We start from the raw sequence: 21,897 nt of genomic DNA on the forward strand, positions 1-21,897 counted from the left end.
ACCCCGCCCGAGGACGATTCTGCTGTCGCGGCAGGTCTCCTGGCTCGCGGGTCATCGCTCTTGTCCCGTCTTCCCAAGGCCTGGCGGCCTCAGTGACTGATAGTCTGGACAAGTACTCGCCGCTGACAGTTGCGGGGGCAGCGCCGGTTTCGCACCGGCTTCCCTCTTAGCTCTCGATCTTGCGACTCGAGAGACCGTGACCACCATATCTAGTGGCTATCGCGACAATTCTGTCAACAGCTTGCCACGGCCTATTCGTTGGCCTGTGAAGAGCGGGGAGTGGTCGAACTATGCGGCGATCGGCCTCGAGGGCGTCATGGCGCAGCTGCTCGCGCTGTCGCCCCACGTGCTATGGCTGCCGAACGGTGGGCCATCTGAGCCCCGACTTGGAGGCCGAATGCGCAAGATCCTGATCATCGGAATTGGTGCCGGCAATCCCGACTATGTCACGGTCCAGGCGATCAACGCCCTCAACCAGGCCGACGTCTTCTTCATTCCCGACAAGGGGACAGAAAAGGCCGCGCTCGGACGGCTGCGGAAGGACATCTGCGAGCGCTTCATCGAACGATCGGATTATCGCCTGGTTCCGGTGCCGATCCCGGAGCGTGCYCCCGCCGGAACGAATTACCGTGGCAGCGTCGACGAGTGGCATGCGCGTATTGCCCATGACTACGAGGGCCTGTTCACGGAAGAACTCGGGGACGGTGAATGCGGAGCCTTCCTCGTCTGGGGTGATCCGACGCTCTATGACAGCACGCTGCGGATCGTCGAGCATATTCGCGCCAGGGGCTTCGCTCTCGAATACGATGTGATCCCGGGCATCAGCAGCGTGCAGGCCCTTGCGGCGCGACACCGGGTCGCCCTCAACCGGATTGGCGAGCCCGTGCTGATCACCACGGGACGCAAACTGGCGGAAGGCTTTCCCAATAACCTCGATAGTGTGGTCGTCATGCTCGACGGGGACCAGGCCTTCAAGAGTGTCGCGGGTGAAGATCTCGATATCTATTGGGGCGCCTATCTCGGCACCAAGGACGAGATTCTGATCGCCGGAAAGCTCTCGGAGGTGATGGGCGATATCGAGCGCATCCGGCGCGAAGCGCGAGAGGAAAAGGGCTGGATCATGGATACCTATCTGCTTCGGAGACGCGACGAGGACTGAACGGCGCAATCCGCGCATGACGACAAAAGGGTCCTTATGTCTTCGATTGGCCCCGTCGGGTGGATTGCTCCATCGTGTCACTGTCGCGGTTCGCCGGGTTGTTTGCCCGGAGCGAAGAAGGAGAGCCATTGCGCCGGACCACCCGATGGCCGATCTCAGCCGTCGAGAGCGCGGCGGATGGTATCGCGGTCGCGCTGGCTGCCGGATCAGCCCGAGTTGGTCCTGGCTCAGACGTCGATGAACCGCTTTCGCGGGGCTGGCGCCTTGCAATTCGCGAGGCCGCTTTGTAGGCGTTCAAGATAGCCAGAGATCGGCACTCCGCGGGATCTTCGTCTTTGGAATCATTCTGAAATACGGCGCCTATGACCGCCGATCTGCGCTCTTTCCGCCTGGAATGGAAAGGTCGCCAATGCGGCGGACATGGACGGGATGCACTCTCGCGACAGGCTGATATCGGATTGGACGAGGCTGCTCGCGCTGCCTGTTCTGCTCTGCCTTGGCGCCTGCTCGGTCGGCCCCGACTACGTCGCGCCGACGCAGGATCTGCCCACCCAATGGAATGGCGCCGCTTCGGCTGCGCGGCCTCCCGCTCGGTCGGAGTGGTGGCGGCAATTCAAGGATCCTGTGCTGGATGGGCTCGTGACCGAAGCGGTTGCAGGCAATCTCGATGTCGCCCAGGCGAAGGCGCGGATTCGCGAAGCGCGAGCGAGCCGGGTCCAGGCGATCGCGCCGCTGTTTCCTCAGGTCAATGGTTCAGCATCGGCAACGCGTTCGCGTTACGCCACAAGCTCCGATTCAGGGGGCGGCAGCGGCATGAGCAACAGCTTGCGCGCGGGCTTCGACACCTCCTGGGAGCTCGACATCTTCGGCGGGCGCGACCGCGCCGTCGAAGCCGCGACCTATGGCGTCGATGCCGCCGACGATGATCTCGACGGAGTACTGCTGACGCTCATTGGGGATGTCGCTTCGGCTGTCATCGAGGCGCGCGGCTACCAGGCGCGCATTGTGCTTGCCAAGCGGACGGTCGAAACCCAGCGGGTGACCGAGGCACTGACGCGGGTCCGCTTCCAGGCCGGCGATGTCTCGGCGGTCGATACGGCGAGGGCGGTGGCGCAGGTCGCGAGCACCGAGGCGCAGATTCCGGCCCTTGAAACCGCGCTGTCGCAGACCCAGCACCGTATCGCGGTGCTGGTTGGCCGCCCGCCATCCGCTATGGGCTCGCGCTTGACCGGCGCTGCGAAGGTGCCGGCGACGCCCGCGCCACCGCAAGCCGGCGTCCCGGCGGACGTGCTGCGCAACCGGCCGGATGTCCGGCGGGCCGAGCGCAGTCTCGCCCAGGCAACGGCACGGATCGGCCAGGCCGAGGCGGTTCGCTACCCTTCCGTGAGCCTGACCGGCAATATCTCGACCTCGGCGCTGAAGCTCGGCGACCTCGCGAAGAACAGCGCGATCGGCTGGTCGATCGGCCCATCGCTGAGCGTGCCGATCTTCAATGGGGGCGAACTCGCGGCCGCGGTCGATGTGGCGCGCGCCCGGCGCGACCAGTCGGATGCGGCGCTTCGGCTCGCTGTGCTGAGCGCCCTGCAGGATGTCGAGGACGCACTGGTTGGATTGCGGCAGGAGCGACTGCGGCTGGCCAGCCTGTCGACGGCGGCTGCGGCTTCCGGTCAGGCGGCGCAGCTGTCCCAGGCGCTCTACCAGTCGGGCGGCGCCAGCTTCCTCGACGTGCTTGATGCGCAGCGCTCGCAGTATAGCTCCGAGGATTCGCGGATTCAGAGCCAGATCGCGCTGGCGACCCGGTTCATCGCCCTCAACAAGGCGCTTGGCGGTGGCTGGCTCCGGCCGGTCGAGGTCTCCCGCCCGCGCGTCGAGGATCCGCCGCAGGGGCCCCGCCTGCGTGCTGTCTCCCTGGAGGTCCCGAGCCCATGACGTCGCGCCGTGCCTTCATGCTGCTGCTTGTCCTGGGCATGCTGGGGGCGGGTGGCTATGCCCTGCGCTCGCAGCAGGCGCCGCAGCCGGCCGCGATTCAACTGCCGACGGTCGCCGCCACGATGGGCGATGTCGAAGAGGTCGTGCTGGCCAGCGGCGCGCTGGAGCCGATCCGGCAGGTGAGCGTCGGCGCGCAGGTCTCCGGCCGGCTGATCTCGCTTAAGGTGGCCCTGGGCCAGAACGTGAGCGAGGGCGACCTGATCGCCGAGATCGATGGCGTCACCCAGCAGAATGAACTGCGCTCGGCCGAGGCCGAGCTCGCCGTGCTGCAGGCGCAGCGCGAGGAGCGCCTGGCCAGCCTCGCCTATGCCGAATCCGTGCTTGCCCGTCAGAAGCAGATGCTCGGCCAGAACGCGGTCTCCCGCGACAATTACGAATCGGCCGAGATGACGGTGCGCACGACCCGCGCCCAGATCGCGGCGCTCGACGCCCAGATCATTTCCGGCGGCGTCAAGGTCGAGACTGCCCGCGCCAAGCTCGGCTATACCCGCATCACAGCTCCGGCGGCGGGCACCGCACTGGCCATCGTGACGCAGGAAGGCCAGACGGTGAACGCGGCGCAATCCGCGCCGACCATCATCGTGCTTGGCGACGTTTCGACCATGACGGTCAAGGCCAAGATCTCGGAAGCAGACGTGCTCAGGGTCAAGGCCGGCCAAGAGGCCCTGTTCAGCGTTCTCGGCGCGCCCGATCGGCGCTTCCCTGGCAGGATCGCCTTTGTCGAACCGGCGCCTGATACGCTGAAGACGCAGAATACGAGCAGCGCCTCGGCCTCTTCGAGCACGAACGCCTCCTCGACTTCCTCGGCGATCTACTACAACGCGCTGTTCGAGGTGCCCAACTCCGACGGAAGGCTGCTGACCTCGATGACGGTCCAGGTAACGGTGGTCGTCGGGCGGATGCGGGGCGTCGTCACCGTGCCGTCCACGGCGATCAGGCGCCGGGGCGGAGAGCCCTGGCTCGATGTCGTCGGGGACGATGGCAAGCCCGCGCCGCGCAAGGTCACGGTTGGGCTAGACAACAAGATCGTCGCGGAAATCTCTTCCGGGCTGAAGGCGGGCGAGCGTGTCGTCATCGCGCACACGGGCTCCCCCGCAGCGGCCCGCCGCATGCGTGGCCCGCTCGGGTTCTGACCGCATGGGCGTGCCGCTGATCAGGCTGAGTGGGGTCCGGCGCGATTTTGGCGCAGGCGAAGCGGCGATTGCGGCGCTTGACGGGGCCGAGTTGACCATCGAGGCCGGCGAGATGGTTGCGATCGTCGGACCGTCGGGCTCGGGCAAATCCACCCTGATGAATATCATCGGCTGCCTCGACCGGCCGACCGGCGGTGTCTACGCGATTGACGGCCGCCCGACGCGCGATCTCGGGCCGGACGAGCTGGCACGGCTGCGGCGTGAATATTTCGGCTTCGTCTTTCAGCGCTATCATCTGCTGTCGGAACTGACCGCGCTCGCCAATGTCGAGGTGCCGGCGATCTACGCAGGGGTTGCCGCCGAGCCGCGGCGCAATCGGGCAGCCGCCTTGCTCGACCGGCTCGGCCTCGGGGCCCGGAAGACGCATCGCCCGGCCGAGATGTCGGGCGGCCAGCAGCAGCGGGTTTCGATCGCGCGGGCCCTGATGAACGGGGCCCGGGTCATCCTTGCAGACGAGCCGACCGGCGCACTCGACCGCAAGAGCGGCGAGGAGATGCTGACCCTGCTCGAGGAACTCGGCCGCGAGGGCCACACGATCATTCTTGTCACTCATGACATGAACGTCGCGGCCCGAGCCGACCGCATTATCGAGCTTAGCGACGGCCGGATCATCTCCGATCGGAGGACCCGCCCGACGCTCGTTTCCAAGGCGAACCCGGTGCTGGACGTGCCGCGGGGTGGCTCGTGGCGGGCCGCGTTCGGCCGGCTGCGCGAGGCCTTCGGCATGGCCCTCCTGTCGATGCGCGCCCATAAGCTGCGCTCCGCGCTGACCATGCTCGGCATCGTCATCGGCATCGCCTCTGTCGTCAGCGTGGTGGCGCTGGGGGAGGGCTCGCGCCAGCAGGTTCTCGCCAATATCGCCGGGCTCGGCACCAACACTCTCGAGATCTACCCCGGAGCCACGATCGGCGACCGCCGCTCGGGCCAGATCAAGACCCTGACAGTCGCCGATGCCCATATCCTCGCAAGTCAGCCCTATGCCGAAGGCGTCACACCGACCGTGTCGACGAATGCCACGCTGCGTTTCGGCTCCGCCGAGGCATCGGGATTGGTCATGGGCGTCGGCGAGCAGTATTTCGCGGTCACGGGCGGCGTCCTGGCCCAGGGCCGGCTCTTCGACGCGGACGACGTCCGGCGGCTCTCGCAGGATGTGGTCATCGACCAGAACACTGTCAGTGCCCTGTTCGCGCGGACCGGCCAGGACCCGATCGGCAGCGTCATCCTGATCGGCTCGGTCCCTGCCCGCGTGATCGGAGTGATGCGGCCCCAGCAGAGCGGCTTCGGCGCCAGCCTGAACCCGCAGGTCTACCTGCCTTACACCACCGTCCAGGGCCGTTTCCTCGGGGATCTCTCGCTGCGCAGCATCATCCTGCGCGTCAATGACGACACACCGATGGAGTCGGCGCAGAGCGCCGTCACCGAGTTGTTGACGCATCGCCACCGCGCCGAGGATTTCTTTATCCGGAACAATGACGCAATCCGTCAGGCGATCACCAGCAACAACGCGACCTTCGCGCTGCTGATCGCCTCGATCGCCGTGATCTCCCTGCTCGTCGGCGGTATCGGCGTGATGAATATCATGCTGGTCTCGGTGATCGAGCGCACCGGCGAGATCGGCCTGCGCATGGCCGTGGGCGCGCGCCGCGGCGACATCCTCCAGCAGTTCCTGATCGAGGCCTCTCTGGTCTGCTTCATCGGGGGCGTGCTCGGTATCGCTCTGGCGCTCTCCATCGGCTGGGGATTCGCGCTCTCCGGCTCGCCGGTTCGCTTCATCTACTCGGCCGAGGCCTTCGCGGCAGCGATTGCCTGCTCGACGCTGATCGGTGTCGGCTTCGGATTCCTGCCGGCGCGCAATGCCGCGGGTCTCGACCCGGTCGAGGCCCTGGCCCGAGGCGCCTGAGGCTCTTACTGGAAGCCTGCGGCCTGCAACGCGAACAGCTCGGCGTAGCGCCCGTGCAGCGCGATGAGCTCCTCATGGCTGCCGCTTTCGAGGATGGCGCCATTCTCCAGCACCAGGATGCGGTCGGCCATCCGGACGGTCGCGAAGCGGTGCGAGATCAGCAATGCGGTCTTCGCCTCGCTCAGATTGCGGAAGCGTTCGAAGATCTCCGCTTCAGCGCGGGCATCCAGCGCTGCGGTCGGCTCGTCGAGAACCAGGATCGCTGCGTCGCGGAAATAGGCTCTGGCAATCGCGATCTTCTGCCATTCGCCCCCCGAGAGATCGAGCCCCCGCGCAAAGACGCGGCCCAGCATCTGCTCGTAGCCCTCCGGCAGCGTCTCGATCAGCGGATGGGCGAGGCTCTTCTGCGCGGCGTCGATGACCCGCGGACGATCGCTGAGGCAGCCGACCCGCCCAATGCCGATATTCTCTGCGGCGGTCATGTGATAGCGCACGAAATCCTGGAAGATGGCGCCGATCTGGTGCTGCAGGTCGGCGATGCCGATATCGCGGATGTCGATGCCGTCGACGAGGATGCGGCCCTCGTCCGGCTCGTAGAGCCTGGTCAGCAGCTTGACGATCGTGGTCTTACCGGCCCCGTTTTCACCGACGAGAGCAAGTGTCTCGCCGACGGTAATGGAGAAACTGAGATCGCGCAGCGCCCAGGCATCCTTGCCGGGATAACGGAATCCGACCTTGTCGAAGACGATACCCTGCCGCATCGGCACCGGAAATGGTCTTGGATTCGGTGGGGCGACCATCGTCGAGCGGAGATCCATGAACGAGAAGAAATCATCGAGATACTGGGTCAGCGACGTGATCTGGGTCAGGCCGAGGATCAGCCGCTCGAACAGGCCGTTCAGCCGCAGCAACGAGCCGGCGAGAAAGGTGAGATCGCCGATGCCGAGTTCACCCTTCAGGGCGCGCCAGGCGATGACGGCATAGGCAGCGTAATAGGCCAACGAGGCGATTGCCCCAAACAGACTGCCCCAGAGCGTACGCCGAGCCGCGAGATCGCGATTGCCACGATGGACCTTGTCGGCGAGTTCGGCAAAGCGGCCCGCCAGGTAGGCGCCGAGCCCGAACAGCTTCATCTCCTTGGCGGATTCGGCCGCTGAACCGACGATCTGGATGTAATCCATTTGCCGGCGCTCGGACGTGACCGAGACGTTCAGCCCATAACCCTTTGCATTGAAATGCGCTTCACCGGCGAGCGTTGGCAGGAGTGCGAGCAACAGCAGAATGATCAGCAGGGGCGCATAGGAGAACAGGCCGATGACAAACAGGATGAGCGAGACGAAATCCTGAGCCTGGCTCAGCAGGGAGGTCAGCAGCTGGTTACCCATGAAGCGCTGGGTGCGGGCCCGCTGCAGCCTGTCCTGCGCAGAGCTGGCCTCGATGTCGCGCAGATCCAGGCTCGCCACCTGCTTGATGAGCGCGACACCGAGCGCATTATCATGGCGCTCGGTCAGGACCCTTTCCACGAAGGCTCCGATGCGCGCGAGCGCATTTGCCGCCGCGACGAGCAGAAACTCGAGCAAGAGCCAGCCGGCGACCGCGCTCAGGCGCCCGCTGTCCACCCAGTCCGCCAGCGTCGGTCCAGGAGCTGGTGAGGCGGTCTGGAGGATGATCTCGTCGACGATCAGCTTGCCGATGAAGAGCACGAGCGGCGGCTGAGCGGCGCGCAGCAGGCGCAAGACGATGATCGTGGCCGACAGCGCGGGACTCGTCTGCCAGAACGAGTGCAGCAGCCGGGGCAGCAGGGCCAAGGTCCGGAAACGCTGGCGTAGCGCTGGCCCAGCGGAGAACGAGGCGGCGGTCATCTGACGAACTCTGATGGAGCCGCAACGATCGGACCGCAGCAGCAAGGATGGCAGCTTCGGGACATTCTAAGCCTCTGCAAGCTCGCCGCGGCGCTCGTCAGAGGCTCCGGCACAAGAGCCGTCGCGTCTCGACAGGTGGATTGCGCGATGGTCGTCCAGGCCCAAGGGCGGCCGGTGCGCGATCAGGATGAACGTCGCCAGCGGCAAGTCCTGGCGCAAGGTCGCGAGCAGATCGCGTTCGGCTGCCGGGTCGAGCGCACTGGTCGCCTCGTCGAGCACGATCCAGTCCGGCTTCTGGAGATGGATACGGGCAAGCGCCAGCCGCTGGCGCTCGCCGCCGGACAGGCCGCGGCGCGCGTCGTTCCAGGTMGGCTCGTCGATTTCCCACAACTGGACCATGCCGACGGCCTCCAGGGCTCGCTCATAGTCCTCGGCCCGATGGGTCTCAGGGGAGGCGGGATAGGCCAATGCTCCCCGCAGCCCGCCGAGGGGCAGGTAGGGCTGCTGCGGCAGKAAGACCATTTTGGCATCCGGCCGTTCGATTTGCCCCGTGCCATGCCGCCACAACCCGGCAAGGGCCTTCACCAGGGCGCTCTTGCCATGCCCGGAGGGCGCTGAAATCCAATACGTCCCGCCTGCTTCAAGCCTGATCTCGGGGAGGGGCTCGAGGGCGCGGCCGTCGGGGACGCGGAGGGCGACATCCTGCAGCAGGATCCGGTTCTCCTGTCCCGTGACGAGCGCTGGCCGCGGCGCGTCCACGTTGTCCTCGGCTGCTCCGAGGAAATAACTCAGGCGGCTGGCCGATGCCGCGAGCTCGGCAAGATCGCGATAGGAGAAGATGAACCAGGAAAGCGTGGTCACGACGTTCTGGAAGGCCGAGCCGATCTGCATCAAACCGCCGAAGGTGACGCGCCCGGCCAGGAAGGCCGGCAACGCCAGGAAGAGCGGGATGCGCAGGACCGTCTGCATATAGGGCCTGGTGAAGCAGCCGAGGATCAACTCGCGATTGGCGAGGCCGCGCCAGTTCTGGATGATCGCGCCGAAGCGCTCCGAGAGCAGGCGCCGTTCGGCCGCCTCGCCATTCGCCAGAGCGACGGCCTCGACATGCTCGCGCAGCCGCGTCAATGCGAAGCGGAAATCGGCCTCGCGGCGCTGCTGCTCGAAGGCGAGGGATTTCAACGGCTTGCCGAGCCAATGCGTCAGGCCGCTCGAGATCGCGACGTAGAGCGGCGCAGCCCAGACCATGTAGCGCGGGATCTCGATCGCGATGCCTCCAACCGTGAAGGCGAGGGCAAAGGTCGAGAGCGACCACAGGATCGCGAAGAAGGAGACCAGCGCGACGATGTTGGTGATGAGCTCGATCGCCTCTCCGGTGAGCTTGTCGACAAAGATGCGGCAGTCTTCGGCGATGCGCTGGTCCGGGTTGTCGAGGCCGTTATCCGTGCGGTCGCGCAGATGCCAATAGGCCTTGTTGGAGAGCCAGCGGTCGAGCGCGGCTTCGGTCAGCGAGCGGCGCCAGCGGATCTGCAGCATCTTGCGCAGGTAGCTGCCACTCAGGAACAGGCTCACGCTGATGGCGATCAGCCCGAAGAACACCGCGATCTGGCGCAGTGTCGCATCGACATCGAGCTTCTGCAGCGCGTTGTAGAAATCCGCCGTCCAGGCGATCAGGCGGACAGAAACCTGAACCCCGGCCAAGCCGAGCCCGAGCACGAGCGCGAAATAGACCAATCCGGCCCGCCCGCCCGGCCCGCTGATGCAGAGCCGGGTCAACAGCGTGATCTGCGAGATGATCCTGGTCACGAAGAGGCCCTGGGCGAACTGCGTCGCGGCGAGGGCGGTTCCGGCGTGTCGAGCCTGAAGATCGCGTCGCCAATGCCTTTCAGGCTTTCCTGGTCATGGCTGGCACAGTCGGTCGGCAACAGCACAGCCAGATCATCGATGCCGAGATCGCGGAGCTGATAGGGCGTGCCATGGCCGTATTCGAGATGGCCGCGCCCGATGATACCGATGACGAGCGGGTTGTCTTGTGCCTTTGCCAGATGATCGGCGATGCCGCAGGCGAAGGCGCGATCCCAGGTCTGCTGGGCTCGAATGAAGCGATCGAAGCGGTCCGGCTCCATGGCGCGTGGGCGATCTGGCCCGGCGAAACCGCTCATGATTCCGGCGAGATAGCGCCGGTACCCCTCCGTCGCGGGGGCAGGCGGCGTCACGCCATCGCGCTCTTCGATGGGAATCGCATCCCAACCGACCTGGCCGACACGCGTGACCAGCGGCCGATGGCAGTTGAGTGCGAGCATCGGCACGCGCTGCTGTCGGCAGAAATGGAAGAGCGGCAGGTAGAGCTCGGGATCGAAACCCCAGACCTGTGCCCATTCCGACCGCTCCAGGAAGGTCGCGGTGTCCATCTCGCCCTCGACCCAGGCGTCGAGCACCGGCTGGAGCCGACGTGGGAACATCTCGAAACCGACCGCCATCTGCGGCCGCAGCGTATGCAGGAACGCCGTGACATGGAGCTGCCAGCGATGGATCTCGGCGATGTCATGGCTCTCGCCGAGCAGCACGACGCGCTTCTGCGCCATCGTCCGCATCAGGTCGTACTGGGCAATGGCCTCGCCGGTCTCGGGCAAGAGCCAGGTCGCGCGCCGATGAGCCAGGGTCACGGATCCGGCGGTGGGGGAGGGTTCAGCCATGGGGATTGCCGAGCGGAACGCCGTCGAAGGCCGCGGCCGGGCCGCGCAGCACGAGGCCGAACGGCTGGCCGTCGGAATCATGCGCTGCAAGCTCGACCTCCGATCCGGCGACCTGCCGCAGCCAGCTTGCGACCGCACCAGCGCGCAAGTGAAGGTGGAAGTCGCCCTGCATGATGTTGACGAAGCCCATGGCCGGCTTCGGCTCTGGCAGCGCACCTCCCCAATGCTGGGCCAGGCCCGGTTTCGTGAAATCGATCGAGATCGGCACGCCATTGCGCAGGATCGCGGCGAAGGTCGCGGCACCGAGATCATCCTCGGGCACATCAGGCGATCCGCCGCCGGCAGCGCTCTCGCGCTCGACCGGCTCCAGGGCCTCACCGGCGCCGAATGGGGCAAGCGCCTTGTCGAAGAGCTCCAACCCGTCGAGCCCGATCAGGCTGAACAACACCTCGCCGGCGGCGTCCTGGCACTCGAGCCTGGGCAGCACCCGGTCGCGCATCTTGCTGGTGCGGTCCGCGACCAGCCGGGTCACGACCGCAAGATCGAGCGTGCTGTCGTGGAACTCGCCTGCGAGGCGCGCCCTGGTCCCGTCGATCGAGACGGTGCCGACCACGCCCATGCGCTCATGCGTCGCGCCGCCGGAGCGTGCGCTCAGCATGACGCGGCCCATGGCGGGCAGGCTTGCCAGGATTTCGGCCGAGGGTTGCTTCAGCAGTTCGCGGGGATGTGTGGTGCTTGTCATAAGGGGGCTCCAAGGAAWGGATGCGACGCTCCGGGGTCTCGCTCGGAGCGTCGCGTGACCAACCGCGCTTGTCACAGCGGCGGCCCGTCAATCGGGTGGCGCTAGGTCCGCTGCGTCTCAGAACTCAACCGAGGCTGCGAGCTTGAAGGTACGGCCCGCCGCGGTCTGCAGTTCGAGCGGGTTGGTCGCGGCGACTGCGGCCGAAGCCGGAACCTTGTCGAAATTATAGACGTTCGAGAAATAGCGGCGGTCGAAGATGTTCTGCACGCCGCCGCGGACCGTGATGTACGAGGTCGGCTTCCAGTTCAGGAAGGCATCGAACACGGTGTAGCCCGCCGGCTTGAAGATGGTCGGCGCGCTGGCGCGGGTGACGCCCGCCCCCAAGGTTCCGATGACCTCGGCCTCCAGCCCATATTCGGGCATCAGGTATTTCAGCCCGGCGACAGCGGTAAACGGGGTGATCGAGTTATACGGCGTGGTCAATGCGCCAGCATCCGCTTTTTGCGTGCCGTATTGGTAGCTCAACGCGACATTGGCGAGCCAGCGCTCGTGGAATTTCCACTCGGCCGATGCCTCGATACCGGAAATCTTGACGCTCGAGAGGTTGCGATAGGTCAGATCGGTCGAACCGAGGATCGGCGCGAAGTTCTGAATGAAGTCCTTGTAATCGGCATGGAAGACGCCGACCGAGAACCAGCCATTGTCGAAGCGGCCGCGGATGCCGGCTTCGTAGGACGTGACGCTCTCGGGCTTGAGATCCGGGTTCGGGATCAGGTTCTGGGTGCCCATCGGCAGCGACGTATAGAGCTGCTGCGCGGTCGGCATCTTGAAGCCCTGGGCGTAGCGGGCATAGAGTGAATAGGTCTCGTCGAGCTTGAAGATCGTGCCGACCTGCGGGATCAGCTTATGCGAGTCGATCTCGCGCGGAGCCTTGCCCGGCACGATGACGTAGCCTGGCCCAATGCTCGGGTCGATCTTGTAATTGGCGTAACGGACGCCCGGCGTGATCGTCCAGCGACCGTTTAGCAATTCGATTTCGTCCTGCAGATAGAAATCGTAGCGCGTCGTCGTCGCGTTGGCGAAGTTGAAGCCGCCTGCAATCGTCGTGGTGGTGACGCCGGTCGACATGTTCCGGACGTCGTCGCGACGCTCATAATCGGTCTTGGTGACGTCGCCCTGGAACCCGTAGGTCAGCCTGTGGAAGCTCGAGCCKAGCGCGAAGCTCGACTTGGCCTGGATGTCGAGCTGGGAGAATTGTTCGGAATAGTCGAGGAAGCCGCGGGTGAAACGCTGCTGGCTGTTGGTCTGCGTCTGGTAGCGATTATTGGTGACCTCACGCTTCTGTGGCGAGAACGATGCCTGCCAGCGGATCGAGTCGAGGAAGCTCGTGCCGACATCCCATTGATGCTCGAAGGCGATGCGCTGGCGTGACTTCACTTCATCTCGGATATAGGGTCCGTTGCGGAGACCAGACGCCAAGACATTGTAGTCCCAGAGCTGATTTACCTTTGAGCTGTTGTCGAAATACTCTCCGGTCAGCTTGAACGTATGGTCTGTCGTCGGCGAGAAGACGATCTTGCCGAAGGCGTTCCAAACCGTGCTGTCGAGCGGGTTCAGCGTGTCGCAGCCGAGATAGCGCAGGCTCGGCACGGGGCAGCCCCAGCGGCCGCCATCGGCCCGGGCACGGCTGAGTTTGGCCTCCTCCGCCGTCTTCTGGCTCAGGCCGACAATGGCCTCGAGGGCAGGGGTGAGCCTGAAGGCCGCAATGCCGGTCTTGGTGAAGGAGCGGTCGAAACTGTCATACCCGGCATCGAGACGTACGGCATACGGCTTGTCCTTGCCTTTCAGCAGGTCCTGGGGATCGAGCGTACGATAGGCGACGATGCCGCCCAGAGCATCGGCGCCCCAGAGCACGGAGCCCGGGCCACGCACGATCTCGACGCTCTTCAGGAAGGGCATCTCGACAAAGTTGCGATTGCCATCAGTGATGCGCTCGATCACACGCGATCCATCGACCTGCATCTGGACGCGGTTGCCGCCGACCCCCCGGATCGTGAAGCCATCGAGGTTGCCGAACGGGTCGGTGCCGCTGGTGAGGCGGTTGACGCTGACGCCCGGCTGGTAGCGGACGAGGTCCTGCATGTCGCGCGTCATGCGCTCGTCGAGTTCCTGCCGTGAGATAACGTTCACGACGCCGGGAACATCGAGAACCTGCTTTTCACCGCGTGTCGCCGTGACCGTAATCTGGTCGAGCGTGAACGCCGGTGACGCACTGCCGCCATCTGCGATCGCTTGAGAGTAACAAATCGTGCTTTGAAGGATTGTAAAAAGGAAAGTGGCTGAAAAATATAGTTTTGATTTGTTCTTCATTGGAAGATCCCAGTCCATTTGCGGGTGGATGTAGTCCGCTGGTACTAGGATTCGCAATTGTAAATTTGACACAGTGTTTTCTGATGTACTTTTGTAGTGAAGTACATGCAATCTATAATAGATATAGATTCTAATTATTCTACTTTAGCAATTGCGCGGGGAACTGCTTGCGCCGCATCGCCTGCGCGCGACCAGGGTACACCCCGCCGTCGGGGGCAGCGTCAGTCGGCGCAGATAGCGACATGGAGACATAAAGATGTCTTTATATTCCCATTGACTGCGGCGAGCATTTGGACCTAGGTTGGGGTGTCGTGGTTCTCTGGGTCTGTTTGCCCGGAGCTAAGAGGGAAGCCGGTGCGTCGAGGTCGCTATTGACCTGGGCAAGGCCGGCGCTGCCCCCGCAACTGTAAGCGGTGAGCCGCTGTCCAAGATGTGTCACTGAGGCCGGCAAGGTCTCGGGAAGGCCGGACAGCAGCGATGACCCGTGAGCCAGGAGACCTGCCTCGACGAACTGAACGTCCTCGGGCGGGGTGTCCCGGTGGAGCGCTTTGCGATTGCGCAGGCTCTTCGCCGGCGGAATCCTGGACGCGTCCGCTTTGGCCTTTGCTCCCAACTTCTGGGGTAAGCCTATGTCATCTTCACTTCCTGTCGCGACCCTTGGGACGCCGCGCATTGGTCCGCGCCGCGAACTCAAACTCGCTCTCGAAAGCTATTGGTCGGGCAAGTCGACCGAAAGGGACCTGCTCGACACCGCCGCCGCATTGCGCGCCGCCAACTGGGCCCGCCAGAAGGCACGCGGCGTCACCGTCATCCCGTCGAACGACTTTTCGTTCTACGATCAGGTGCTGGACATCAGCGTGATGGTCGGCGCGATTCCCGAGATCTATGGCTGGAAGGGTGGTCCGGTCGGGCTGGCGACCTATTTCGCCATGGCGCGAGGTGCGCAAAGCGAGACCGAGCCGCACACCTCCTGCGGCCATGCCCACCACGACCACGAGCATTCCCACGGCGCCCCGGCGCAGGAAATGACCAAGTGGTTCGACACCAACTACCACTACATGGTGCCCGAATTCGCGACCGGACAGCGCTTCGCACTGTCCTCGCTCAAGGCGGTCGACGAGTATCGTGAGGCCAAGTCACTCGGCTACGACACCCGCCCCGTTCTGCTTGGGCCGGTCACCTATCTGAAACTCGGCAAGAGCAAGGACGCCAGCCTCGATCCGCTCTCGCTGCTCGGCGAGTTGCTGCCGGTCTATATCGATGTGCTGCGCCGCCTTTCCGCCAATGGTGCCGAATGGGTCCAGATCGACGAGCCTTGTCTGGTGCTCGATCTCGACGAGGCCGCCCGCGACGCCCTGCGCCGGACCTATGCCATCATCGCCCATGCCTTGCCGCAGCTGAAGGTCATGCTGACGACCTATTTCGGTGGTCTCGGCGACAATCTCGACACGGCGGTCACGCTGCCTGTCGCAGGCCTTCATCTCGACCTCGTGCGCGCTCCCGCGCAGCTCGAGGAGGTGCTGGCCAAGGCACCGCGCGGGCTCGTGCTGTCGCTCGGCATGATCGATGGCCGCAACATCTGGCGGGCCAACCTGCCGGCGCTGCTCGGCCGGCTCGAGCCGGTGGTCGCCAGGCGCGGCACCGACCATGTCCAGATCGCGCCCTCCTGCTCGCTGCTGCACACGCCGATAGATCTCGATCTCGAAACCGATCTCGACTCCGACCTGAAGAGCTGGCTCGCCTTCTCCGTACAGAAGATGGGCGAACTCTCGGTGCTGGGCAAAGCCCTCGCGGGTGGCCGCGACAGCGTCAGGGATGCCCTGGACGCTTCGGCGGCCGCAGCGGCGGCCCGAAAGGCTTCGCCGAAAGTCCACGATGCCGCAGTGGCTGCGCGTGTCGCGGCGGTGACGCCCAGCATGACGGACCGCAAGAGCCCCTTCGCAGCCCGAGCGAAATTGCAGCGCGAACGCTTCAACCTGCCAGCCTTCCCGACGACAACGATCGGCTCCTTTCCGCAGACCGCCGAGGTCCGCAAGGCCCGCTCGGCTCATGCCAAGGGCCTGATCAGCGATGCCGACTATGAGCAATTCCTGCGTGAGGAGACGGAGCGCACGGTGCGCTGGCAGGAGGAGATTGGCCTCGACGTGCTCGTCCATGGCGAGTTCGAGCGCAACGACATGGTGCAGTATTTTGGCGAGCAGCTCGCCGGCTTCGCCTTCACCAAACATGGCTGGGTCCAGAGCTACGGCTCGCGCTGTGTGCGGCCGCCGATCCTGTTCGGCGACGTCTCGCGGCCGCAGCCGATGACGGTCGGCTGGTGGACCTATTCGCAGTCGCTGACGGTGAGGCCGATGAAGGGCATGCTGACCGGGCCCGTGACGATCCTGAACTGGTCTTTCGTCCGCGACGACATCCCGCGCAGTGCCTCCTGCCGCCAGATCGCGCTGGCGATCCGCGACGAGGTCATCGATTTGGAGAAGGCCGGTGCCGCGATGATCCAAATCGACGAGGCGGCGCTGCGCGAGGGGCTGCCGCTGCGCAAGAGCGAGTGGAAGGGCTATCTGGACTGGGCGGTGGGCAGCTTCAGGCTCTGTGCCTCGGGCGTCACCGACGCAACCCAGGTGCACACCCATATGTGCTACTCGGAGTTCAACGACATCATCGACGCGATCGCCGCGATGGACGCCGATGTGATCTCGATCGAGACCTCGCGGTCGAAGATGGAATTGCTCGACGCCTTCAAGACCTATCGCTACCCCAACGAGATCGGTCCCGGCGTCTATGACATCCACTCGCCGCGGGTGCCCGAGGTGGGCGAGATGACGAGCCTGATGAAGCTCGCTCGCCTCCAGCTCGCAGACGAACAGCTCTGGATCAACCCCGATTGCGGCCTGAAGACCCGCAAATGGGAGGAGGTCAGGCCTGCTCTCGTCAATATGGTCGAAGCCGCGCGGCACGTCCGGGCAGCCGCTCGCTGAGCGCCTGAGGCTCGTCGCGGCGGCGCAGGACACCGCCGCGACGTCGCCGTCAAGCCGGCATCGCCTCTCGAAGCTTCTTGGCGGGTCGGGGATCTCTGCACGGGGGGACCGAGGGGACTGCGCATGCAGCTCCATGCCGTACTGTCTTGCGTGAGGTGCCCGACGCTCGTTTGCGCCTTGGCAATTGACGCAGCCAACAGCGGTGCTATCCAAACGTCAGGAGGGCAGCCCTTGTCCGCGTGGCGCCAGAGAGCAGAATCGAGCCGTTGGGTCGCGGTCGCCGTGGCCTATCTGCTCGTGCTCCAGGTGGTTCTGACAGGGCTCGCGTCGGGTGCCAATGCTGCGAGTATCGCTCTCGATCGCACTCTGGCCATAACGCTTTGCTCGCCGGGGGCTTCTTCACCGAGTGACACGACCGACCGCGGCACGGCGCAGCATGATCTGATGAGCGGCTGCGCGCTCGGTTGCTCTCATCCAGCCCAAGCGAATGTGCCGTCAGCAATCGGCTTTCTGCCAGTTGTCTATCGGATCGTCGACCTGAACGCCTTGATCCGGCATCTCGACGCGCCTCATGGCTTTGTCGCCGGCCGATCGCCCGCCAATCCCCGCGCACCGCCGGTCTGAGCCCTGAGCAAGCCGCCATGCGTTCGCGCATGGATGGCCGCTCTGTTGCGCGACCTCGGCTTCAAGGCCGATTTGCCCGCCATCCCCAGCAGATGCGCACCAGATTCGCTGATCCTAGCATTCGGCGCGATGTCTGCCCGGCACGCAAATGAAGCGCGGGGGCTCGCGCCTGTGATGCCTCGGCTCACCATGCCAACGGTTCCTTTGCCGATCGCAATCCGACCGGGGCCGCATGTCGGGATCGCCATCACCGGCCGGCACTCACCGTCCGGTGACCACACTCAACGGCATCGAGCGTCATGGGCTCTCACGAGCCCGTCGCCGAACTGCCCTCACAGACCAAGGATTACGCCATGAAGACCCATCTCCTTGCAGCGATGTTCGTCACTCTGGGAACAACCGGTGCGCTCGCTCATATCACCCTCGAAACGCAGCAGGCTCCGGTCGGCTCGACCTACAAGGCCGTGTTGCGCGTGCCCCATGGTTGCAAGGGCGCGTCAACAACGAAGGTCCGCGTCCGGATTCCCGAGGGCGTGATCGCGGTCAAGCCGATGCMCAAGCCCGGCTGGACACTGGAAACGGTGAAGGGCCCCTATGGCAAGGCTTTCGACTACTACGGCACACCGACTTCGGAAGGCGTGAAGGAAGTGGTCTGGAGCGGCGGCAGGCTGCTTGACGAGCACTATGACGAGTTCGTGCTGCGCGGTTATCTGACCYCCGACCTCAAGGCCGACACCGTCCTCTACGTACCGGTCGTCCAGGAGTGCGAGGGCGGCGCAGTCGAACGCTGGATCGAGATCCCGACTGAGGACAAGAGCGCGGACGACTACAAGTATCCGGCTCCCGGTCTGAAGCTCACCCCGAAAAAGTAAACCGAGCAAGTGGCCGGGCTTCGCGCCCGGCTGCTGGGAGTTGCCATGCGCTGGCCCCTTCGCCTCGCCTTCGTCCTGACCTGCGCCTTGGCTGTCGCCACGGCAATAACCGGACGCGCCTTCGCTCATGCCGCGCTGATCGCCGCCTCGCCGGCGGACGGCGCGGTCGTGACCAACGCCCCTGCGGTGTTGACACTGAGCTTCAGTGAACCGGTGTCGCCGCTCATCCTGAAGCTAATCGGACCAGACAGCACGTCCCGCACACTCGATCGGTTCGTGCTGAAGGACAGGACGCTGATGATCGAAGCGCCCGCCGAACTGTCAGCCGGAACGCATGTTCTGAGCTGGCGCGTCATTTCCGAGGATGGGCACCCAGTTGGTGGGGCAGTGGTCTTCTCAGTCGGTGCGCCCAGCGGCCAGTCGCCAACTCCTGAGACACGGACTGATCCTGCTGTGCGGGCTACCCTATGGCTGGGAAAGGTAGGGCTCTATCTGGGCTTGCTCATGGGGCTCGGCGGGGCAGCCTTTGCGACCTGGGTTGGTCCMTTGCCTCGCGATGCCCGGCGACCGCTCGGATTGTTCATCCTGCTCGGATCTGCCGCCTTGCCGCTGGCACTCGCMGCGCAAGGGCTCGATATCCTGGATCGCTCCCTCGGCAGCCTGGGCGAAGCGGACGTCTGGAGCGCCGCGGCCGCCAGCAGCTTTGGCCGCACGGCGCTGGCTGCAGCCGTCGCATTTCTGCTCGGAATGGCCTCCCGGGCGGTACGCGGCCGCATGGGGCCGGTCTTCGCTGGAGCAGCCCTCCTGACTGTAGGGGTGGCGCTCGCCGCGAGCGGCCATGCCAGCGCGGCCAGCCCGCAGTGGTTGATGCGGAGTGCAGTCTTTGTTCACGCCGTCAGCGTCTCCGCCTGGGCAGGAGCCTTGGTGCCGCTGTTCTTCGCTCTGCGGGAGGCCGACGCAATTACCGTGCTGCGCCAGTTCTCGCGTTGGATACCTGTCGTTGTTGGCTTGACCCTGCTCAGCGGTGGCATCCTGGCGGTGGTTCAGCTCGAACAGCCAGGCGCACTGATCTCGACCGGCTATGGCTGGGTTCTGCTGATCAAGCTCGCCTGGGTTGCAATCCTGCTGGGCCTGGCCGCCATCAACCGCTACCGCCTCACGCCCCTTGTCCTGTCTCGAACGGGCATCGCCGCCAAGACGATGCGGCGCATGATCGCGGCCGAAACCTTGCTGGTGTTCCTTGTCCTTGGCACCGTTGCGACCTGGCGCTTCACGCCGCCGCCGCGGGCACTTCTCGATGCGGCCGCGCCGCCTGCATCGGTCCACATTCACACGGCCAAGGCGATGGCGGACATCCGCATCTCGCCTGGACGTGCGGGGCCAGCCTCCATTTCGATTTCACTGCTCGACGGGGAGTTTGGACCGCTCACGGTCAAGGAAGTTCGCTGCGTGATGTCGAACCCGTCGGCCGGGGTCGAACCGATCGAGCGTCAGGCCGTCCGGTCGAGCGACGGCGCCTGGCATGTCGACAGCCTCGTCATTCCCATCGGTGGTCGGTGGACCATCGAACTCGAAATCCTGGTCTCCGATTTCGAGATGATCCGCCTCGGTGAGACCGTGGAGATCAAGCCATGACGACTGACATGACGCGCCGGGACCTGACAGCACTGGCCGCGACAGGGGCGCTCTCGGGCTTGTTCGGACATGTGCGCGCGGCCGAGGCACAACCTGCGGCAACGGGTTCCGCGCCGATGCGCGTCGCGATGCTTGTCCACCCGGATATGGTCCTGCTCGATCTCGTCGGTCCGCTGACGGTGTTCTCGCTTCTGCAGGCTGAAACTCATCTGGTCTGGAAGGGCAGGGCAGCCGTCACCAGCGATGTGAAACTGCCGGTCACGCCAACAACGACATTCTCCGAATGCCCCCGCGATCTCGACGCCCTGTTCGTCCCCGGCGGGTTGAAGGGCAGTGTCACCCTGATGGGGGATAGCGAGGTGCTGGGTTTCCTCGCCGAACGCGGCGCGCAAGCTCGTTATGTCACAAGCGTCTGCACCGGCTCTCTGCTGCTCGGAGCCGCGGGACTGTTGAAGGGCTATCGAGCGACCTCGCACTGGTATGTCCGGGATCTACTGCCTTTGATGGGCGCAAAGCTCCAGACTGATCGCGTCGTGATCGATCGCAACCGGATGACTGGCGGAGGTGTGACGGCCGGACTGGATTTCGGATTGACGCTCGCTGCTGCGCTCGTGGGTGAGGAAACCGCACGCCGCATCCAGCTCGTCCTTGAATACGACCCGCAACCGCCCTTCGATTCAGGCGCGCCTGAGCGTGCGGACAAGACGAATGTCCAAGATGTCCTCGCGCGCCGGTCACCGCTGATTGCAATGGCGAAGGCACAGGCCGAACAGGCGAGGTCACGCCTCGCGCTCTGAAGCACCGGCGCGAATTCCATGATCGAGGACGAACCGCTTGCGTCACGTCCCCGGCAACAAGCGCACCACATCATCGGACCGGACATCGTGTCTGGTCCGATGATCTAACCTTGTGTTTGCATCGCCTTTCCCGAAAGCCGCAATCTACATTTCGGGCCAATGCTTTAGGTCCGCGATATGCGAGCGGGATGGGTGAATATCTCGAAGCCGTCGCCGCGTGCGATCCCGATCAGCGTCATTCCGGCATCGGCTGCCGTCCGTATGGCCAGCGCCGAGGGAGCGGAGACGGCAGCGAGAATTGGTAGTCGAGTTATGGCAGCTTTCTGAACCATCTCGACCGAGATGCGGCTGGTGAGGACACCGATGCCCGTCTCGGCCTCGCACTTCTGGCGGGCGAGTGCCCCGACCAGCTTGTCGAGGGCATTGTGCCTGCCCACGTCTTCGCGCAGGACAGCAAGGCCTTGGTGGCGCTCCCAGAGAGCGGCAGCATGCACTGCGTGCGTCTGACGATTCAGCGTTTGCTGGCCCGAGATCGATTGAACCGCCATCATGATCTCCTCAGGAGAGAAATTCAGGCCGAGCGGAACCGAATCCAGAGGCCGTATCGCCTCGGAGAGCTGCTCGATGCCGCACAAGCCGCAGCCGGTCGGTCCTGCCAGATAGCGACGGCGATGCTGGAGCTTCTCCGCAGGCGCATCAGCGAGCCAGATTTGCAACTCGATGCCGATCTCCTGCTCGATGATCGCAAGCGAGTGGATTTCATCCAGCGAGGTGATGATACCTTCGGTCAGGCTGAACCCGATCGCGAAATCCTCGAGATCATCGGGTGTCGCCATCATCACGGCGTAAGATGATCCGTTATAGGTGATCGCGATCGCAGATTCTTCCGGCACGGCGCGGCTGCTCGGAGCAAGGCCGCCATTTCGCCAGACCGTCGATTCTACCCGGAGGTGGCTCTCCATATCGATCGTCCTGCTGCGCCGACCGGAGATCGGACCGTCGCCTGCGAAAAATGGCACAGACCCACTGTCGTTGCGAGCGCCGCTGAGGAGGCATGGCGCGCTTCGTCCGAACAAGACGGAG

At 64.8% G+C, this 21,897-nt stretch carries 14 protein-coding genes and 2 riboswitches; of the genes, 8 read left to right on the top strand and 6 right to left on the bottom strand.

What is annotated here, in order from left to right:
• Positions 1–12: 12 nt before the first annotated feature.
• Positions 13–214: riboswitch (cobalamin riboswitch) on the bottom strand.
• A gap of 183 nt (positions 215–397) precedes the next feature.
• The 4 genes from cobF to AC1DIO_RS22380 all read left to right on the top strand — a co-directional run bounded on the left by cobF (position 398) and on the right by AC1DIO_RS22380 (position 6,241).
• On the top strand, positions 398–1,159 hold the full coding sequence (gene cobF, locus AC1DIO_RS22365; protein WP_476776536.1) for a precorrin-6A synthase (deacetylating): 762 nt from the start codon (positions 398–400) through the stop codon (positions 1,157–1,159).
• A 420-nt stretch (positions 1,160–1,579) separates the two neighbouring features.
• Entirely contained in the window at positions 1,580–3,088 is a 1,509-nt protein-coding gene (locus AC1DIO_RS22370; RefSeq protein ID WP_476854093.1) for an efflux transporter outer membrane subunit, read from the top strand.
• Complete coding sequence (locus tag AC1DIO_RS22375) at positions 3,085–4,281, top strand: efflux RND transporter periplasmic adaptor subunit (protein ID WP_441507807.1); 1,197 nt, start codon at positions 3,085–3,087, stop codon at positions 4,279–4,281. The genes AC1DIO_RS22370 and AC1DIO_RS22375 overlap by 4 nt, the downstream gene beginning before the upstream one ends.
• Positions 4,282–4,285: 4 nt before the next feature.
• Complete coding sequence (locus AC1DIO_RS22380; RefSeq protein WP_476776533.1) at positions 4,286–6,241, top strand: MacB family efflux pump subunit; 1,956 nt, start codon at positions 4,286–4,288, stop codon at positions 6,239–6,241.
• 5 nt (positions 6,242–6,246) lie between these two features.
• Here the strand turns inward: AC1DIO_RS22380 and AC1DIO_RS22385 are convergent, their stop codons facing one another.
• The 5 genes from AC1DIO_RS22385 to AC1DIO_RS22405 all read right to left on the bottom strand — a co-directional run bounded on the left by AC1DIO_RS22385 (position 6,247) and on the right by AC1DIO_RS22405 (position 13,926).
• A complete protein-coding gene (locus tag AC1DIO_RS22385) occupies positions 6,247–8,103 on the bottom strand; it encodes an ABC transporter ATP-binding protein (RefSeq protein WP_476776532.1) in 1,857 nt (618 codons plus the stop codon).
• Positions 8,104–8,169: 66 nt separating this feature from the next.
• Positions 8,170–9,906, bottom strand: coding sequence for an ABC transporter ATP-binding protein/permease (locus AC1DIO_RS22390; RefSeq protein ID WP_476854094.1), 1,737 nt, complete (start codon positions 9,904–9,906; stop codon positions 8,170–8,172).
• Entirely contained in the window at positions 9,903–10,796 is an 894-nt protein-coding gene (locus AC1DIO_RS22395) for a ChaN family lipoprotein (protein WP_476776530.1), read from the bottom strand. The genes AC1DIO_RS22390 and AC1DIO_RS22395 overlap by 4 nt, the downstream gene beginning before the upstream one ends.
• Positions 10,789–11,538, bottom strand: a complete 750-nt coding sequence (locus AC1DIO_RS22400; RefSeq protein ID WP_441507802.1) for a hypothetical protein — start codon at positions 11,536–11,538, stop codon at positions 10,789–10,791. The genes AC1DIO_RS22395 and AC1DIO_RS22400 overlap by 8 nt, the downstream gene beginning before the upstream one ends.
• Positions 11,539–11,655: 117 nt before the next feature.
• Positions 11,656–13,926 carry a TonB-dependent hemoglobin/transferrin/lactoferrin family receptor gene (locus AC1DIO_RS22405; RefSeq protein ID WP_476854095.1) on the bottom strand — a complete coding sequence of 757 codons (2,271 nt, stop codon included), beginning with the start codon at positions 13,924–13,926 and terminating at the stop codon, positions 11,656–11,658.
• Positions 13,927–14,203: 277 nt separating this feature from the next.
• Positions 14,204–14,428, top strand: a riboswitch (cobalamin riboswitch).
• 109 nt (positions 14,429–14,537) lie between these two features.
• On the opposite strand from AC1DIO_RS22405, the gene metE reads away from it, so the two are divergent.
• The 4 genes from metE (at position 14,538) to AC1DIO_RS22425 (ending at position 20,814) form a co-directional block, all read left to right on the top strand.
• Positions 14,538–16,886 carry a 5-methyltetrahydropteroyltriglutamate--homocysteine S-methyltransferase gene (gene metE / locus AC1DIO_RS22410; RefSeq protein ID WP_476854096.1) on the top strand — a complete coding sequence of 783 codons (2,349 nt, stop codon included), beginning with the start codon at positions 14,538–14,540 and terminating at the stop codon, positions 16,884–16,886.
• 977 nt (positions 16,887–17,863) lie between these two features.
• The gene (locus AC1DIO_RS22415; protein ID WP_476854097.1) at positions 17,864–18,382 is read left to right on the top strand and encodes a YcnI family copper-binding membrane protein; all 519 of its coding nucleotides are present in this window, start codon (positions 17,864–17,866) and stop codon (positions 18,380–18,382) included.
• Between the two features lie 45 nt (positions 18,383–18,427).
• Positions 18,428–20,017 (top strand): copper resistance CopC/CopD family protein, encoded by a 1,590-nt coding sequence (locus tag AC1DIO_RS22420; RefSeq protein WP_476776525.1) that lies wholly within the window; start codon positions 18,428–18,430, stop codon positions 20,015–20,017.
• Positions 20,014–20,814, top strand: a complete 801-nt coding sequence (locus tag AC1DIO_RS22425) for a DJ-1/PfpI family protein (protein ID WP_476776524.1) — start codon at positions 20,014–20,016, stop codon at positions 20,812–20,814. The genes AC1DIO_RS22420 and AC1DIO_RS22425 overlap by 4 nt, the downstream gene beginning before the upstream one ends.
• A 164-nt stretch (positions 20,815–20,978) precedes the next feature.
• On the opposite strand, the gene fdhD is transcribed toward AC1DIO_RS22425, so the two are convergent.
• Complete coding sequence (fdhD, locus tag AC1DIO_RS22430; protein WP_476776523.1) at positions 20,979–21,776, bottom strand: formate dehydrogenase accessory sulfurtransferase FdhD; 798 nt, start codon at positions 21,774–21,776, stop codon at positions 20,979–20,981.
• Positions 21,777–21,897: the final 121 nt, after the last annotated feature.

It is taken from the genome of Allobosea sp. 05T439, from assembly GCF_056396005.1.

Coding starts and splice junctions, on each gene's coding strand:
- AC1DIO_RS22385 (WP_476776532.1), bottom strand. CDS start 8,103: ATGACCGCCGCCTCGTTCTCCGCTGGGCCAGCGCTACGCCAGCGTTTC.
- AC1DIO_RS22370 (WP_476854093.1), top strand. CDS start 1,580: ATGGACGGGATGCACTCTCGCGACAGGCTGATATCGGATTGGACGAGG.
- fdhD (WP_476776523.1), bottom strand. CDS start 21,776: ATGGAGAGCCACCTCCGGGTAGAATCGACGGTCTGGCGAAATGGCGGC.
- AC1DIO_RS22425 (WP_476776524.1), top strand. CDS start 20,014: ATGACGACTGACATGACGCGCCGGGACCTGACAGCACTGGCCGCGACA.
- metE (WP_476854096.1), top strand. CDS start 14,538: ATGTCATCTTCACTTCCTGTCGCGACCCTTGGGACGCCGCGCATTGGT.
- AC1DIO_RS22395 (WP_476776530.1), bottom strand. CDS start 10,796: ATGGCTGAACCCTCCCCCACCGCCGGATCCGTGACCCTGGCTCATCGG.
- AC1DIO_RS22380 (WP_476776533.1), top strand. CDS start 4,286: ATGGGCGTGCCGCTGATCAGGCTGAGTGGGGTCCGGCGCGATTTTGGC.
- AC1DIO_RS22400 (WP_441507802.1), bottom strand. CDS start 11,538: ATGACAAGCACCACACATCCCCGCGAACTGCTGAAGCAACCCTCGGCC.
- AC1DIO_RS22375 (WP_441507807.1), top strand. CDS start 3,085: ATGACGTCGCGCCGTGCCTTCATGCTGCTGCTTGTCCTGGGCATGCTG.